We start from the raw sequence: 16,863 nt of genomic DNA, 5'->3' as shown, positions 1-16,863 counted from the left end.
CTACCTAAAGTTTTTCTTTCAAAAAATCAGCGGTATAATTTCCTTCTATTTTTATCATTTCTTCGGGAGTTCCTTCAAAAGATAAATAACCTCCTTTTTCTCCACCATCAGGGCCTAAATCAATTATCCAATCAGCCGATTTGATGATTTCCATGTTATGTTCGATAATAATTACGGTGTCACCTTGGTCAACCAATGCATTGATTGCTTTCAAGAGTTTTTTAATATCATGGAAATGTAAGCCTGTTGTTGGCTCATCAAAAACAAAAAGCGTTTTACCTTTATCAGCATTGCCTTTACTCAGAAAAAAAGCCAATTTTACGCGTTGAGCTTCGCCTCCCGACAGTGTACTTGATGATTGTCCTAAACGAATATAACCAAGTCCAACGTCTTGTAAAGGGCGAAGTTTATCGGCCAGTTTCGGCTCATTATTGATGAAAAATTCAATAGCTTCATCAACGGTCATGGCGAGAATATCGGAAATATCTTTTTCGTTGTATTTTACTTCCAAAATTTCATGTTTGAACCTTTTTCCGCCACAACTTTCACATTTTAGACGAACATCAGCCATAAATTGCATCTCAATTGTTTGTTCACCTTCACCTTGGCAAGCCTCACAACGGCCACCATCAACGTTGAATGAGAAGAAAGCAGGCTTGTAATCTCGTGCTTTTGATAGTGGAAGTTCGGCCATCATTTGGCGAATATAATCATACGCTTTAATGTATGTTACAGGATTAGAGCGAGATGATTTGCCGATTGGGTTTTGGTCAATCATTTCTACTTGCGTAATGCGGTCGAGAGAACCGATTAGACCAGAATACTTTCCTGCTTCTTCGCTGTATTCTCCCTTTAATCGAGCAATGGCAGGAAACAATATTTTACGAACCAATGTTGATTTTCCTGAACCACTCACACCCGTAACAACTGTAAGTACGCCTAATGGAAATTTTACATTCAGCTCTTTGAGATTGTTTTCTCTAGCTCCAGTTAACTCAATAAAATCAGTTGGTTTTCGCCGCGGGCTAGGTACTGAAATTTGGTCTTTTCCTGTAAGAAAATTGATTGTATGCGAAACTGTATTTGTAAATGTTATTTGATGAATATCTTCCCAGTTTCCTTGGAATACCAATTCTCCGCCGAGCGTTCCCGCATCGGGGCCAATGTCAATGATTTGGTCAGCCGCACGCATCACTTCTTCCTCATGCTCAACCACAACCACCGTATTGCCCATGTCTCGTAAAGATTCCAAAACACTGACTAATCGTTGTGTATCTCTTGGATGAAGACCAATACTTGGCTCATCAAGAATATACATCGAACCAACCAATGAACTTCCAAGTGATGTTGCCAATTTAATGCGTTGAAATTCTCCGCCTGAAAGACTCGAAGTGAGGCGATTGAGCGTAAGATAGCCTAACCCGACTCGTTCCATAAATTCAAGTCGGCTATTGATTTCAATCAAAATTCTTTTTGATACAGCCTGTTGATAATCAGGTAGTTGTAAGTTTTTAAAGAATGCTGAAACACCCGAAATTGGCATCAAAACTAAGTCAGTTATTGACGCTCCACCGATTTTAACATAACTGGCGTCTTTACGCAGACGAGAGCCTCGACAATCAGGACAATCAGTTCGCCCACGGTAACGAGAAAGCATTACTCGATACTGAACTTTGTGTACTTGACTTTCGATGTCAGCAAAGAAAGCGTCTAATCCTTGAAAATATTTATTGCCAGTCCATAGTAATTGTTGTTGTTCGAGTGTAAGGTCCTTATATGCTCGATGAATCGGGAAATCGAAATGGATACCATTGCGTAATAATGGCGTGAGCCATTCGCCCATTCGTTCGGTTCGCCACGGAGCAATTGCTCCTTCAAAAACGGATAAATTTTTGTCTGGAATAACTAATTCTGGGTCGATTCCGAGTACTTTTCCGTATCCTTCGCAGCGTTTACAAGCTCCATAAGGATTATTGAAAGTGAATAAATTGACACTTGGTTCTTCAAAAGCAATGCCGTCTAATTCAAATTTGTCTGAGAATATTTTTCGACTAATTTCTCGTTCACCCGCTTCATTGGTTGAAAGAATATCAATAAAACACTCGCCTTCACCTTCAAAAAAAGCAGTTTGAACCGAATCAGAAAAACGAAATTGGGTATCTTCATCGTTGTGTTTAACAACGTTTCGGTCAATTAAAATTTCTAATGGATGCTCCGATTTTTCTAAATCAGAAATATTACTTTTTTGCTCTTGAATGTCTTCTATCTGCTTTACTTCACCATTAATTACAATACGAGTATATCCTTTTTGCAGTAAAAGCTCTAATTCTTTTTCAATTTTTCGGTCTTCTTTTGTCTTTAAAGGGGTTAAAATCATCACTCGTGTTCCTTCGTCGTGCGATAAAATAAAATTTACGACATCAGTAACAGTGTCTTTTCTAACTTCTTTTTCAGAAATTGGCGAATACGTTATTCCCGCTCGAGCGAAAAGTAATTTAAAATAATCATAAATTTCGGTAGTTGTACCAACGGTTGAGCGAGGGTTTTTTGTAGCAACTTTTTGCTCAATGGCAATTGCTGGCGAAACACCTTTAATATAATCAACGTCTGGTTTTTCCATTCGTCCCAAAAACTGACGAGCATACGAACTCAGGCTTTCAACGTACATTCGCTGTCCTTCAGCAAAAAGCGTATCAAAAGCCAAAGATGATTTTCCGCTACCAGAAAGCCCCGTCACTACCACCAATTTATTGCGTGGAATCGCAACATCAATATTTTTAAGATTGTTTACTTTTGCACCTTTAATGATAATAAATTGCTTGGGGTCAAGGTCTTCGACATTAGAATATTTGATGTGCGAAGTATCGCTTGATGGATTTTGGGTATTATTCATTCAATTTTTTGGAATAAGCTCGAACTAATTTAACCAATTTTTCTGGTATATAGTTTCGTTATTTTTACTCAATTATTAGGCGTGCCGATTCTTCAAAGTCAACTCCTTTGATTTTTACAATATAATGACCTTTCTCTAAAATCCTTACGTCAATTATTCGCCGCTCTGAGGTATCATCCAAACGGAATTTATATACTTGTTTTCCCGCAGATGTATAAAACTTTACTTCAAGATTCTTGATAATTTCTTTTGTTTCTAAATAAATAAGCTCTGTTGTTGGATTTGGATAAAGGGTCAATCTATTACTTGATGTTTGTAAAACTATTTTTTCTGATGGTTTTGAAGTGCAAGTAAGAAGCTGATTATTAGCAATTTTGTATTGCCTTAATGTTGAAACTTCGTAAGTGCCTATTTGCGAAACTTTTATTGTTGGAGTGCTTGTTTTGGAGAATAAAATGTCATCTTTTTTCCATTCAAATTCATCATTTGTCATAAAACTACCATTGACGGCTTGTAAAGAAAAAATACCAATTTGTTGAATACTTGGTTGATTCGGTAAGGCATTTATGCTTAATTGTTGAATACTTGAATTAGGTGAAACGCAGCCAAATTCATTGATTGATTTAGCCGAAAATTCGTAATGACCAACATTATTGATTGAGATTGACTTTGTGGTATCTCTATTACTCCAAATTATTTTATTGACGGCATCAGTGGAAAGCGTAATCGATTGTCCTTCACAAACATTATTTGCTGGAAAAACCACAATTTTTGGTTGAAAAGGAATCGGATTTGCTTGCACAACTACTTTTTCGGATTCGGCCGAAATGCACCCGAATTCATTTATTCCTTTCACGCTAAATTCACCTGATTGGCTAACATTAATTTTTTGAGTCTGTTGCCCTGAAAGCCACTTAAACGACTGAAATTCTTCTCCAAATGCGGTTAATTCTACCTTATAACTTGGATCATCAGCACAAAAAGACAAATTACGATTGCTCGTAATTATTGGTTTTTGCTTAGTATAAATATACTCTGTATTGATGCTTGGTACTAATAAATAGTTGCCTTTAAAGTCTTTTAGAGCGACCGAAAATTGCCCTTTATCCACAGAAATTTGATTGTTTTTTGACCCATTCGACCATACAAAATCTTTATAAATAGCAGGAATCTTTAGTGAGATTTGCTGATTTGAATCACAACTTATTTCGGGTTCGATGATTGGTTTTGCCAAAATAGGCGTTGATTTTTGAAAGAAATTATCATCAAGAAATTTATCCCAACTTTCGGCTAACAACGAAATCCCCATATTACCAGGAATATTTTTGAAGTGTACATCATCAAGCCTAGGCACTTGTAAAGTATCAGTAAAAGGGCCAGCAAAAACATTATTGTCAGCTTTATTGATGACATCATTTTGCCCGCCAACGATTTCAGGATTCGATGGCCCCAAATATGTTAAAGAAGTTCGGGCAACCATCCAAGTTAGTTTTTCGTCAAAATCATTGCGTGAAATATCAATAAGTTTTTGGAGATTTGCCGAGTAAACAGCCGAAGAAAGTCGATTAGGTAAATTATCAGTTTCGCCTTGAAGCCATAAAAGCGACCGAACGCCCATTAATGAGCCATAATAATTGAGTGTATTTCGGAGATTAATGTAAGGCAATCCTTTCGGTAACTGAAATTGCCCACCTACATCCAAAACAAAGTTGAAAGTAGGTAAACCTTCAGCACTTTCACGCCAATTAATAACAGAAACAAGTAATAAACCAGCATTAAAAAAAGTGACTGGAACGTTCAATCTTTTGGCAAGTAGGTCGCCCAATTCGCCATAACACCAAGGCCCATCTCCTTGTGGAGCAATATTTACATTATCACTTAAATGTACAAAATTGAGATTTTCTGGTAAAGGGTCTAAAACATCAACATTCTGAAAATTTATGGTATTTACTCGGTCATCGGTTGCTCCTTTTGCACCATAGTTAGGTATTCCTTGAGCATTTGATTGACCTAAGGCAATAAATACTTCACCGATGCCAACTTTCTCAACTGTCATTGTTTTCAAAACAGTAGTATTTTTTATCGCCCTAACTTCCAGCTTATACCAGCCACCTTGACCTTGTATTTTTCCTGCAAAATAGCCCGCTTTTATATTCCCTTGTATTGGCGTCCAATCGGTTTCAGTTCCTTGTCCAACTACAATGGGAGTAAGTTTTGCCTCAATTTTATCAATAGTTTCTGTATAATTTCCGATGATATTTACGAAACCAATATTTTCGTTGTTTCGCTGAAATACAACCCTGTTGGTTGGAAAAGATAGGCTAAATTGGGAGAAACCCGAAAGACAGCAACAGTTAATAATGAAACTAAAAAAAACAAAGACCTTTACTTTGTGCAAGTAGGCTTTTATTGTAGATTTTTTTTTTAGAAACATGTCTATTTATAGATTTTTGGAATTATTTTTCGTGGCAACTTCTTTTAAGAAGCTAGTAGCAACAAAAATAAGTTTTTTAAAACATAATCTATCAATCGAGTATCAATTTTAGTAAATTAAATGATAGAATCTCGCCTCGAAAAACTGTACTTTTGCAAAAAAACTTAAACCATTGGAAACATCATTCGCTGTTATTTTTGATATGGATGGTGTCATTTGCGACACCAATCCCTATCACTCACTCGCTTGGAAAGCATTTTTAGAAAAATTTGGAATCACTTCAAGCGAAGAAGAATTTATTGCTCACATGTATGGGAAAAGCAATAGTTATATTCTGAAATATTTTTTCAAAAGAGAAATTATCGGGGAAGAATTTGCTCAAATGGAGTTTGAAAAAGAAGCTTTATTCAGAGAAATATACGCTGCTCACGTAACACCAATTGCTGGTTTAATTGAATTTATAGAAGATTTGAAAGCCAATGGCGTAAAAATGGGTATTGCCACTTCAGCTCCTTACCTGAATATGGAATTGATTTTGAGCATTTTGCCTCTTCGTGATAAAATGCAGTCTTTGTTAGCCAGTGAAGATGTAAGCTCGCACAAGCCAAACCCAGAAGTTTATTTAAAATCAGCATCAAACTTAGATATTTCACCAGAAAGATGTGTTGTTTTTGAAGATTCGTTTTCGGGCGTAACCGCAGGAAAAGCAGCAGGAGCAAAGGTCGTTGGTGTTTTATCTACTTATAAAAAAGAAGAATTGCCAGTTTGTGACGCTTATGTGCCTAATTATAATGAACTCAGTTTTCAGAAAATCAAAGATTTATTTAATTGATGAAAATCGAACATATTGCCATTTGGGTAAAAGACCTAGAAAAAATGAAGGCTTTCTATGAAAATTACTTCAATGGAAAAGCAAACGAAAAATATCGTAATGAAACCAAAGGTTTTGAATCCTATTTCATTTCTTTTGATTCGGGAGCAAGACTAGAATTAATGCAAATGCCTCAAATTCCAGACTCTAAAAATGATGTTTATGAGCAGTTTATAGGCATTGTTCATTTGGCCATTTCAGTCGGAACGCAAGAAAAAGTTGATTTATTAACAGAAAAAATTGCCAATGATGGATTTGAAATAATTGGCAAACCAAGGTGGACAGGTGATGGCTATTATGAAAGCGTCATTTTTGACCCCGAAAAAAACAGAATAGAAATAACAATATAATGCTGAAACACTTACGTACTTTTTTTACCCATCGACAAAGCTTAGCTATCGGAATGGTTTTTATTTCGGTTGGATTTTTGTTCGGAAACTGGGCAACTTTGATTCCATACATCAAGCAAAAATTTGATTTGAATGACGCACAACTGGGTTTATTACTTTTGAGTATGCCTTTTGGTGCAACCGCAATGAACCCTTTTTCTACTTATTTTATTAATCGTTTTGGTATGCTCAATACCACGATTTTGGGCTTAATATTACTTGCCCTCACATACACAATTCCTGTAAGTACTGGTTTTTTGCCTTTGGTATCTTTCGGTTTGATATTGGTTGGAGTGAGTTTATCTGTCACAAATGTGGCAATGAATACTTGCGTGACTAGCCTTGAGCATCAATTTGAGATAAACATAATGTCCACGTGCCATGGAATGTTTAGTGCAGGCTTGATGTTTGGTTCGATTGCCGCCAGTATTTTACGAGGAATGAAAATCGAACCTTCGTCTCAAATGATTGTAATTGCCATTATTATTACATTATTAGTTTTAATACTTCGACCAATTATTTTGGGTATTCATGAAGAAAAGATAACAGAAACCGAAGGTGGGGCAAAATTTATTCTTCCGAAAGGAGCTTTACTTTTGATGATTTTGATTAGTCTTTGTACAAACGTAACGGAAGGCACAATGGCCGATTGGACGGCAGTTTATATGCGAGATATTGTTCAAACCGATGATTACTTTATTGGTTGGGGTTTAGCTGGTTATTCTATGTTTATGTCGCTCGGGCGATTCGTCGGAGATGCCCTCATTCCACGATTTGGTGGTAATGCAGTTTTACGAACAGGTGGAATTATAGCTGCATTAGGAATTGCATTGGCGGTCATTTTCCCTTATACAATTACAGCAATATTAGGCTTTACAATGGTAGGAGCAGGGGTTTCTTGCGGAGCTCCAATTTTGTATGGAAGTGCTGCTCGTGTACCAGGAATGGCAAAAGGAGCAGGTTTAGCAACTATGAATACTTTTAGTATGGCAGGTTTTTTGGCTGGGCCTGTTTTTATTGGATTTGTATCTAAAAGTGTCAGTTTACCATTTGCTATCTCATTAGTAGCAATTTTGGCACTTGTTTGGTCTTTTTTGGTAAATCGAGTAAAACTTTATTAATAATGAGTGATTTGTGGGTCGAAAATAGTTAGAAATTAATGATTTTTGGAGATATTACGCTCGTTTTGTAGTAAATCAGGTTATACAAAAAGTTTATTTTTTTAAGTCAGCTTGTGGAATGATAATTGCTTTATTTTTCTTATGGAAGGCATCGTAAAAAACTTATAAAAAATCCAACAAGTCTCTGATAATAAACGGTTGACCATTAAATAAAATTTAGAAATAAAGTTTTTTCTTCTAAAAACTAGTGTTTACCTTTATAATCGGAAATCAAGAAAAACGTATTTATTATATGAAAAAAATCATCTACTCACTTGGCGTCTGCTTATTGGCGGGTCATGTTAATGCTCAGTTTGTTAATAGTACAGACTTTTATGTAAGCGAAGGAGCGGTTGTAAGCTTCAACACCGACGTAGTAAATGAAGGAAAAATTACCAATAATGGCAAGGTACATTTCCAAAAAAACTTTGATAATCTTAGTACAATAAATTCAACTGGTGTGGCTGTTTTTGATGGTAATGGTACACAAGTTGTAAAAAGTAGAAACGAACTTTCATTCAGCCAATTGGTTTTAGATAACGATATTAGACTAGAAACACCTGTAAGAATCAATGAATTGGTTTCTTTTCGTCGTGGCGTAATTGAAACATCAACACTTAATCCATTAGTATTTTCTGCTGATGCAAAACATAGCGGTGCTTCCGATTTTTCACATATAAAAGGTGTTGTAAAAAAAGAAGGCAACGAAGCATTTGAATTTCCACTAGGCGATGGCACAAATTTCCGTGCATTTAGCGTAGGAAGAAATAATGAAAATCAAGTTTTGACAGCCTCATATTTGTATAAAAGTCCATTAAATATTTCTGGACAAGTGTCAGAAAGTGTTGAAGCAATCAACGAAAATGAATTCTGGTCATTGAAATCAGAATCTTTGAAAGGAACTGCTCAGCTTTCAGTCAATTCTGAGTCGGGTCTTGAAGAATTAGTTTACTTGAAAAGAGGCATTTGGGATGTACTAGAAGATGCAAAGCTTTCTGCAACAACTGATTTGAAAAATGGAACATTATTTACTTCTGCAAGAAGCCGTAATATTAAAGCTGAAATAGGCGTTTATCCTAATCCAACTGAAGGCGAATTTTTCTTGAAATTAGCAGGGATGAATGAAAATGAATCAATCACAGTTGATATTACTAACCAAGATGGTTCAACAATTCTACACAAAGAAGGTTTGGTAAAAGACTTACGTAATTTATATCAATTACCAGGAAATTTACCTGCTACCGAACTTACTGTTCGTGTATTGAGACAAGACAACAAATCATTGGTACAAAAAATGATTTTGAAGAAATAAGACTTTTACAGTCAACCAATAATTAAAACAAAGGTTGTTCGTTTTTTGCGAGCAACCTTTGTTTTTTTTTTATTTTATGTATATTGTCCTAAATTTATATTAAAAGTTAAACTGCTCTTAAAAAATACGATTATTAAACTTTATGCCATCACTAAAAGGTAAAATATTGATTGCAGAACCATTTTTAGGAGATAAAAACTTCGAGAGAAGCGTGGTTTTGCTATGTGAGGATAATGAAGAAGGCTCTTTTGGTTTGGTGCTTAATCAACTCACAAATCTTCGATTGGATGACGTAATGGACAATATTTATGGCGATTTGTCATTGTTTTTGGGTGGGCCAGTTGAACAAAATACACTGCATTTTATTCATAGACTAGGAAATCAAATTGATAATACGATTGAAATTGGGAATGGTATATACTGGTCAGGAGATTTTGAACAAATTAAAAATTTAATCAATATCGGAAAAATATCAGAGAATGATATTCGCTTATTTATTGGTTATTCTGGTTGGGCAAGTAAACAATTGGAAGGTGAATTGAAGAAAGATTCTTGGATAGTTTCGGATGCCGATGCAAATCTAATTTTTGATACCCCTTCTAAACAATTTTGGCGAGAAGTTTTAAAACGCATGGGTGGGCAATATAAAGTTTTGTCAAATTATCCAATTGACCCAAGATTAAACTAAACAAGCGAAAGAGAGATGTTTTATCTTTCTTTCGCTTGTTGTAAATATTTTTTTTATTTGTAAGTTGTTGATAGTAAGTGTTTTAGTTTATTCAATCTTGCCTTTTCCATAAATAATCTCACCTGATTTTCTGCCAGTGTGTTTGCCATTTTCAAGGACAGGAATTCCATTTACTAGCACATAATTAATACCTTCTGAATATGCGTGTGGTTGTTCAAAAGTGGCTTTATCAATGACTTTATTCTCATCAAAAATCACTATATCGGCGGCATAACCAACCCTAATAAGTCCACGATTATCAATTTTGAATCGTTGAGCAGGCAAAGAAGTCATCCGACGAACAGCATCTTCAAGGCGTAAAACATTTTTTTGTCGAACATAAACGCCCAAAACACGTGCATTGGAACCATAACCACGTGGATGGGGAACATTTTTATTAAATTGAATCACGCCAGCATCAGAAGCAATCATCGTAAATGGATATTGCAAGATTTTAACTACATCATCTTCGTTCATTTTATGAAAAATCATTTGAGCTCCACCTTTATCAACCATGTCCATAATCAGTTCTGCTTCGGTTTCCTTATTAGTTTTTCTTCCCAAAAATTTATTTATTTCGCTGATATTTTTACCATTTAGGGTAGAATCTTCTTTGTATCGAGCAACAAACGCATAATCAAAATTTTTACGATTATCTGCTTTCAATCCTATAAGCATTTGTTCTCGAATTTGCTTCCGAGTTTCAGGGTTAGTCAAGCGTACATGAACCATCGAATCTCCATCAGCCAAAGCCCATGAAGGCAGCATTGTGCCCATGTTTGTACTACTTGCGGTATAAGGATATTGATCAATATTTACATCAATTCCTTCTAAACGAGCTTTTTCTACTAAATTGAGTGTAAAATTACTTTGTCCCCAAAGAGGTTTACTTGAAATTTTAAAATGAGATATTTCAACTGGAATATTTGCTTCACGACCGATATTGATAGCTTCGTTAATCGCTTCTTTTACCTTAGAAGCTTCATCACGAATATGTGAAGCGTAAATGCCACCGTACATAGAAGCAACTTTAGCCAAACCAACTACTTCGGGTGTTTTTGAATAGGTTCCAGGAATATAAATTAAGCCAGTAGCCAAACCAACTGCTCCGTCCTTCATGGCTTTTTCAACGAGGTTTTCCATTTGCGTTTGTTCTTTGGGAGTTGGGTCACGGAAAACATTTCGCATAACATATCTTCTTACTGAATTATGACCTATTAGCGAACCAACATTAATACTCAATTGAATTTGCTTGAGTTCATTAAAAAAATTAGCTAAATTGACTTCCGAACTGCCGCAATTTCCTGTAATAATGCTTGTAACGCCATCGTAGATAAAATTATCTGCCGTTGGAAGTTTCTGAATAGCATCTTCAACATGGGTATGCACATCAATGAAGCCTGGAGAAATAATCTGTTTTTGGGCATCAATGATTTGAAGAGCATCGTTTATTTGATAAAATCCAATTCCTGCAATTTTTCCATTCTTTATTGCAATATCGGCAGCAAACCAAGGGTTTCCTGAGCCATCAATTACGTGTCCATTTTTAATGACTAGGTCGTACTTTTGAGCAAATATTGAAAAGGAGGTACAATTACTGATCAGTAAGAGAAATAATAATTTATTTTTGAAGATTTTGTGAAAATGTATCATTGGTTTCGTCGGTTTTGATGAATACTAAGGTAAGAAATATAGCTGTGCAATGAAATAATTATCAATAAAAACGAATTTTAGCCACTAATTCAGCTATTTTTGTACATATATCAGCCATAAAGTTTTTATATTTAAAAATGAAAACCTTCTTCAATAGACAAAAAATATTTCTACTTTTCTTTAGCTTAATTTATTTTTCACTTTCGCTACCTGCTGGTTATGCTGGCTTCAATATTGATGCATCATGGCATGAAGGATTAGTGATGGCGATTGATAAAGGATTTATATTTGGTCAAGATTTTATTTTCAATTATGGGTCATTAGGCTACCTTAATACGGGGCTTTTGCCAAAATCTGTTTCTATTTGGGTTTTGGTGGCAGCCGAAATGCTAACGCTACTTAACTATTTGATAATCATTTCTTTATGTTTTCAGAAGGCCGAAAGAAATTGGTGGATTGTGGCAATTTCAGCCTTATTGATTTTTATGCCATGGGGCTTTATTTCTGATACGTCATTTACCTTTTTTTACTTTTTTTTGTTTTGGTTGTTATACGCCAAACAAACCAAAAATTCTGCAGCATTATTATTAGCCATTATTTTTTCAGTGCTAATTTTTTACATAAAAGTCAACCTTAGTATTGTTGTTTATATCCTTTTTTACGCCTCATTGATTTACTTTTGGTTAGCGAAGTTTTTTACTTTACGAACCGTCGTCATCTGCTTTATCTTGCAATTTTTACTAACGTATTCATTATCATCGTTATTAAATGTTGATATAATTGCATATTTGGAAGCAAGTATGAAAATTATTGATGCGTACCAAGATGCGATGGCCGCAATGATTTTAAGCACAAACGAGTTGTTAACATTATTGATTTTTGAAGTTTTGATTTTATTGGTAGTTGTGTTATTTATTTTCAAAACAATCTCATCAATCATCAAAAACAATTTTCAAGGAGTTTATCTATACTTATTGGTTGCACTTGCTTGGTTTTTGTGTTTTAAACAAGCCCATACGGCAGTTGCACCATTCAATATTTTTGGTTTTTTTCTGTTTATGCCACCTTTAGCGGCATTAATTTACTTATTTACAGAAGATACCTACAAACTTTGGGCGGGACAAATGTTTATTACAATTCTACTTTTACACCTTGCAGCTACTCAGTTGATACGTTTTTATATTGGACAAAATACTTTCAAAGGTTATTTATTGACATTTCCACCAACCAATATTTCACAAAGACTAGAAAGCGAACCGTTCACAATTAGCCATGTAAAGGACGTTTTGGAGGAAAAAAATCCGTACAATTATTTTAGGAGGCTAGCAACTTATAATTATGAAGATAATTTTAAGCCTAATCCTGTAAATTTATCAGCCAATTTGCTCAAAAGAATAGGAAAAGCTTCGGTTGATATTGTACCGCATCAAATCTCACATATTTATTTTAATCAATTAAATTATAATCCACGTCCTGTAATACAGTCATATCAAGCAAATAGCGATTGGTTGATGAAAAAAAATGGCGATAAATATTTGTCCAAAACTGCTCCAAAATTTGTTCTTTTTCGCTTAGAAGCCTTCCGCGAACAAAATCCTTTTTGGGTAGAAACGCATTTGTCAGAAGCCCTCTTGAGGAATTATACATTGGTTGATTCAACAGTTATTGAGAAAGATACTTTTTCTGTTTTTCAGAGAAATAATACTGTTAAAGGTCTGATTATCAGTAATATAAAAAACGTAAAATTCAAATTAAATCAAGATATAGAAATTCCAAATTCGGATAATCCAATTCGATTTTCAGCAAAAATTGCTTATAGTTTGAAAGGGAAATTGGCACGATTATATTTTCAACCACCATATTTGTACTGCTCAGTCACGTATCAAAATGGTAAACAAGAGAGTTTTCGAGTAATTGATAAAATATTGCGAGGAGGAGTGTTTATTAACCAAAAAGTATCGAACCATGCTGACGTAAGTAACTTTTTTCAGAATAAAGGTGTTGATAATCAAAGAGTTATTAAAATTCGATTTTGGGCAAAGTATAATTGGGGTTTTGAAGAAAATTTTGAAGGCCAATTTAATGAAATAAAAATTAAGGAGTAAAATATGATTATTGATACTGAAAATACATTTGAAAAATTTGAACTCAATCGACAGTTGCTCAACGCTATTGCCGATGCAGGTTACACCGAACCCACACCGATTCAAAATAAAACAATACCACTGACTTTATTAGGGCATGATGTTTTAGGAATTGCCCAAACAGGAACTGGAAAAACCGCAGCATATTTATTACCTGTTTTAATGAAAATTAAATATGCACAAGGAAAATTGCCTCGTTGCTTGATTTTTGCTCCAACCCGTGAATTGGTGATTCAAATTGATAAAGCTGTGGGAGAATTGGCGAAATATACGGACATTCGTCATGTTGCGTTGTATGGTGGACTTGGGCCGAAAACCCAAATTGAAACCATTCAAGCAGGAGTTGATATTATTGTTTCGACGCCAGGCAGATTTATGGATTTATATTTGCGTGGAGAAATTGGTGTGAAAGACCTAAAAGTAATGATTCTTGATGAAGCCGATAAAATGATGGATATGGGGTTTATGCCGCAAATCCGTAGTATTTTAGAAGTAATACCTCGAAAAAGACAAAATCTTTTATTTTCGGCAACATTTCCCGAAAAAGTAGAGCGTCTTTCTTACGAGTTTTTGGAGTTTCCGACAAGAGTTGAAGTTTCTCCACAAGCTACAACTGCCGAAACAATCAAACAACGAATGTTTCCAGTGCCGAATATGCAAACCAAAATTAATGTTTTGGAATACCTATTTTCGACGGCTGAAGTACAAAAAACTATTATTTTTACTCGTTCAAAAGATATTGCAGATGCGGTTTATAATTCATTGAATGGTCGTATAATTCCAAAAAATCAGATTCGAGTTATTCACGCCAACAAAGGTCAAAATACTCGAATTAATTCAATGGATGCCTTTCGGGAAGATGTGGTAAAAGTGCTGGTTGCCACTGATGTTGCTGCACGAGGTATTGATATTGAGCATGTTACGCACGTGATAAACTTTGATGTACCGTTGATTTATGAAGATTACGTTCATCGAATTGGGCGAACTGGGCGAGCCAATAATGTGGGTGAAGCTATTACATTTTTGACACCAGCCGAAGAATATCACATTAAGAAAATTGAGAAAATTATCAGAATGGAAATTCCTCGTGAACACATTCCAATCGAAGTAGAAATTGCTACCACACCTTTCGATGAAAATCAAGCAATGCTAATCGAAATTGATAATCAACGAAAAAAAGAAGACCCTACTTTCAAAGGTGCTTTTCACGAAAAGAAAAATCCTAGACCACCAGTGAAGAAAAAGTCAAGTTCAGCTAAGAAAAGTAGTGGATTACCCGCCAATGTTACGGCCAAGAGTTTTTCTTCGCCACGACCAAAAAATTATGGATTTGCAAAAAATAATAAGTCATCCAAAAGAAAATAATATTTTAAATTTTGGTGATGGTTTATGAAATTAAAATCTTTATAAACTATCACTAAAATTTTTGAGAAAAAGCTAATAAATTTGAAATAGATGTCGTTATTTGTGTGAGTATCTGCTAAAATTGCTAATGAGATTTATATTATTATCGAGTTTGTGTGTTCTTTTTTCTGCCGATTTAATGGCTCAACAAGCCGTTTTTCGTTCGCAGAGTGCCAATCTTAATAGCTTTTCTTCGCCATCAAAAAATTTGTTGAATAACTCAAATACGAAGGCTTTCGCTCCAGCACAAGACACTCAAACCCAAGTTGCCAAAAAACGATTTGCTCCTAAAGGAGTAAATATTCATTTATTGCCTCTTTTTGGTGAATTCGACAAAACAGATAGCCAAAAAGCAACTGACGAAGAGTTCTTGAAAGTTTGCGACTTAAATTTTAAAAATCGTAGTGAAGCAAGTGAGTTTTTTACTGCCCGTGCTTGGGAATATTTGAGTGAAGGACAAAAAGATACAGCTACTTATCGTTTCAATTTGGCTTACTTGCTCGATGATGAAAACGCTGAGGCATTTTGGGGTTTGGGCGTAATTGCATATCAAAATGAAAAATATGCCCAAGCAATCGACTTAATGAAACGTGGCCTTGAAATTGACGATGATGATAATGTTACGCTAATTGTTGACCTTTCTACGGTTTATATAAAGTGTTTCACGGTTGATGCCGAAAAAGACGATTTAAAAAAAGCTTTTGAATTACTGACCAAAGCCCTCATCAAACAACCCGAATCGGCCAATGCACTTATGCAATTATCGTTGGCAAAACTACTTAATGACGAAATAGACGAGGCTTGGGAAAGATTTCATCAAGGGTATGAACTTGACCCAGATAATGCTAGTGTTGAAATTTTAGAAGGGCTTTTAGCAAAAAAAGAAGACCCAAGAGGTATTTTTAAAAAGAAAAATTAGAAGTGCTTTCGATAGGCTAAAGGTGTAATTCCTACTTGGTTTTTGAAAATCCGATGGAAATTGGAAAGATTCTGAAAACCACATTCTAATCCAATCTGACTAATTCCTAATTCGCTGTTAATCAGTAATTTACGTGCATGACTTACCCTAATTTCATTGAGATAATCTATGAATGTTTTGCGGGTTCGAGATTTAAAATACCTACAAAAAGACGGAACAGTCAAATTTGCTAAATCGGCCATTTCACGAATTGTAATCTCATTTTGGAAATTATCAAGCGTAAATTCTAAGATTTTTCTCATCCGCTCATTTTCTGAATCATCAGGTTTTATATTGAAGTTTTTACTCGCAAGTGTTTGATAATTAGTTGATTGAGAAAGTTTTTCTAGTATTTCAATCAATAATAAAAGTCGTTTTGTCCCATTCTCGGTAATCAATTTTTCAAAAAGTATAGTAAGCGAATCAGAAAATTTAATACCCGATTTTGCCAAATTGAGCATTGAAATTATCAATTTACATTCAGGTAGTTTCTCTAAGATGTTGTTTACAAAATCTGTTGAAAATTGCACTACAATTGCTTCAGAGATGGTATTTTTTTCCTGTAAAGCTTTGTCGGTTCGCCAAAAATGTGGCAAATTTGAACCAAGTAAAACCAAATCGCCATAGTCAAAATTTTCTACGCTATCGCCTACAAATCGTTTGCCATTTCCACATAAAATCAAGGTTAGTTCGTATTCTGGATGAAAATGTAATGGAGCATCAAAATTTTGAACGCTTATTTTTCTTGCCAAAAATGAAACATCGTCTTTGTTTGGGATTTTTTCATAAAACGCTTTCATTTATCCTTATTATTATCTTAAATTCTAATATATTACAATATTTATGTTAAAATAATACATAAATTGGAAAATACGAAGTATTTTCTTGATAATAAATTTATTGACCTTTGTCATGTAA

12 protein-coding genes are annotated in these 16,863 nt (G+C 34.7%); 8 read left to right on the top strand and 4 right to left on the bottom strand.

The window, feature by feature from the left end:
- Positions 1-4 precede the first annotated feature (4 nt).
- Both uvrA and MJQ71_RS12405 read right to left on the bottom strand, forming a co-directional pair.
- Positions 5-2,893 carry an excinuclease ABC subunit UvrA gene (gene uvrA, locus MJQ71_RS12410; RefSeq protein ID WP_238806942.1) on the bottom strand — a complete coding sequence of 963 codons (2,889 nt, stop codon included), beginning with the start codon at positions 2,891-2,893 and terminating at the stop codon, positions 5-7.
- A 64-nt stretch (positions 2,894-2,957) separates the two neighbouring features.
- Positions 2,958-5,327, bottom strand: a complete 2,370-nt coding sequence (locus tag MJQ71_RS12405) for a T9SS type A sorting domain-containing protein (protein ID WP_238806941.1) — start codon at positions 5,325-5,327, stop codon at positions 2,958-2,960.
- Between the two features lie 172 nt (positions 5,328-5,499).
- Here MJQ71_RS12405 and MJQ71_RS12400 point away from each other — a divergent pair, with 172 nt between their 5' ends.
- The 5 genes from MJQ71_RS12400 to MJQ71_RS12380 all read left to right on the top strand — a co-directional run bounded on the left by MJQ71_RS12400 (position 5,500) and on the right by MJQ71_RS12380 (position 9,747).
- On the top strand, positions 5,500-6,159 hold the full coding sequence (locus MJQ71_RS12400; RefSeq protein WP_238806940.1) for an HAD family hydrolase: 660 nt from the start codon (positions 5,500-5,502) through the stop codon (positions 6,157-6,159).
- On the top strand, positions 6,159-6,548 hold the full coding sequence (locus MJQ71_RS12395; protein ID WP_238806939.1) for a VOC family protein: 390 nt from the start codon (positions 6,159-6,161) through the stop codon (positions 6,546-6,548). The genes MJQ71_RS12400 and MJQ71_RS12395 overlap by 1 nt, the downstream gene beginning before the upstream one ends.
- Positions 6,548-7,708 carry an MFS transporter gene (locus MJQ71_RS12390; protein ID WP_238806938.1) on the top strand — a complete coding sequence of 387 codons (1,161 nt, stop codon included), beginning with the start codon at positions 6,548-6,550 and terminating at the stop codon, positions 7,706-7,708. Before MJQ71_RS12395 ends, MJQ71_RS12390 begins: the two co-directional genes overlap by 1 nt.
- Before the next feature lie 292 nt (positions 7,709-8,000).
- Positions 8,001-9,059: a T9SS type A sorting domain-containing protein gene (locus MJQ71_RS12385; RefSeq protein ID WP_238806937.1), complete on the top strand. Its 1,059-nt coding sequence runs from the start codon at positions 8,001-8,003 to the stop codon at positions 9,057-9,059.
- A gap of 142 nt (positions 9,060-9,201) precedes the next feature.
- On the top strand, positions 9,202-9,747 hold the full coding sequence (locus MJQ71_RS12380; RefSeq protein ID WP_238806936.1) for a YqgE/AlgH family protein: 546 nt from the start codon (positions 9,202-9,204) through the stop codon (positions 9,745-9,747).
- Between the two features lie 87 nt (positions 9,748-9,834).
- Here the strand turns inward: MJQ71_RS12380 and MJQ71_RS12375 are convergent, their stop codons facing one another.
- A complete protein-coding gene (locus MJQ71_RS12375; protein WP_238806935.1) occupies positions 9,835-11,439 on the bottom strand; it encodes an N-acyl-D-amino-acid deacylase family protein in 1,605 nt (534 codons plus the stop codon).
- Between the two features lie 137 nt (positions 11,440-11,576).
- Here MJQ71_RS12375 and MJQ71_RS12370 point away from each other — a divergent pair, with 137 nt between their 5' ends.
- From MJQ71_RS12370 to MJQ71_RS12360, 3 genes are all read left to right on the top strand, one after another.
- Complete coding sequence (locus MJQ71_RS12370) at positions 11,577-13,544, top strand: hypothetical protein (RefSeq protein WP_238806934.1); 1,968 nt, start codon at positions 11,577-11,579, stop codon at positions 13,542-13,544.
- A 3-nt stretch (positions 13,545-13,547) separates the two neighbouring features.
- Complete coding sequence (locus MJQ71_RS12365; RefSeq protein ID WP_238806933.1) at positions 13,548-14,948, top strand: DEAD/DEAH box helicase; 1,401 nt, start codon at positions 13,548-13,550, stop codon at positions 14,946-14,948.
- A 127-nt stretch (positions 14,949-15,075) separates the two neighbouring features.
- Positions 15,076-15,906 carry a tetratricopeptide repeat protein gene (locus tag MJQ71_RS12360; RefSeq protein WP_238806932.1) on the top strand — a complete coding sequence of 277 codons (831 nt, stop codon included), beginning with the start codon at positions 15,076-15,078 and terminating at the stop codon, positions 15,904-15,906.
- On the opposite strand, the gene MJQ71_RS12355 is transcribed toward MJQ71_RS12360, so the two are convergent.
- The gene (locus tag MJQ71_RS12355) at positions 15,903-16,745 is read right to left on the bottom strand and encodes a helix-turn-helix domain-containing protein (RefSeq protein WP_238806931.1); all 843 of its coding nucleotides are present in this window, start codon (positions 16,743-16,745) and stop codon (positions 15,903-15,905) included. The two genes, MJQ71_RS12360 and MJQ71_RS12355, sit on opposite strands and share 4 nt — an antisense overlap.
- Positions 16,746-16,863: the final 118 nt, after the last annotated feature.

The sequence above is a fragment of the Emticicia aquatica genome (assembly GCF_923079645.1).
In the GTDB taxonomy this organism is placed as follows: domain Bacteria; phylum Bacteroidota; class Bacteroidia; order Cytophagales; family Spirosomataceae; genus Emticicia; species Emticicia aquatica.
The sequence above is the reverse complement of the archived record's forward strand: the minus strand, read 5'-3'. Positions and strand labels throughout refer to the sequence as shown.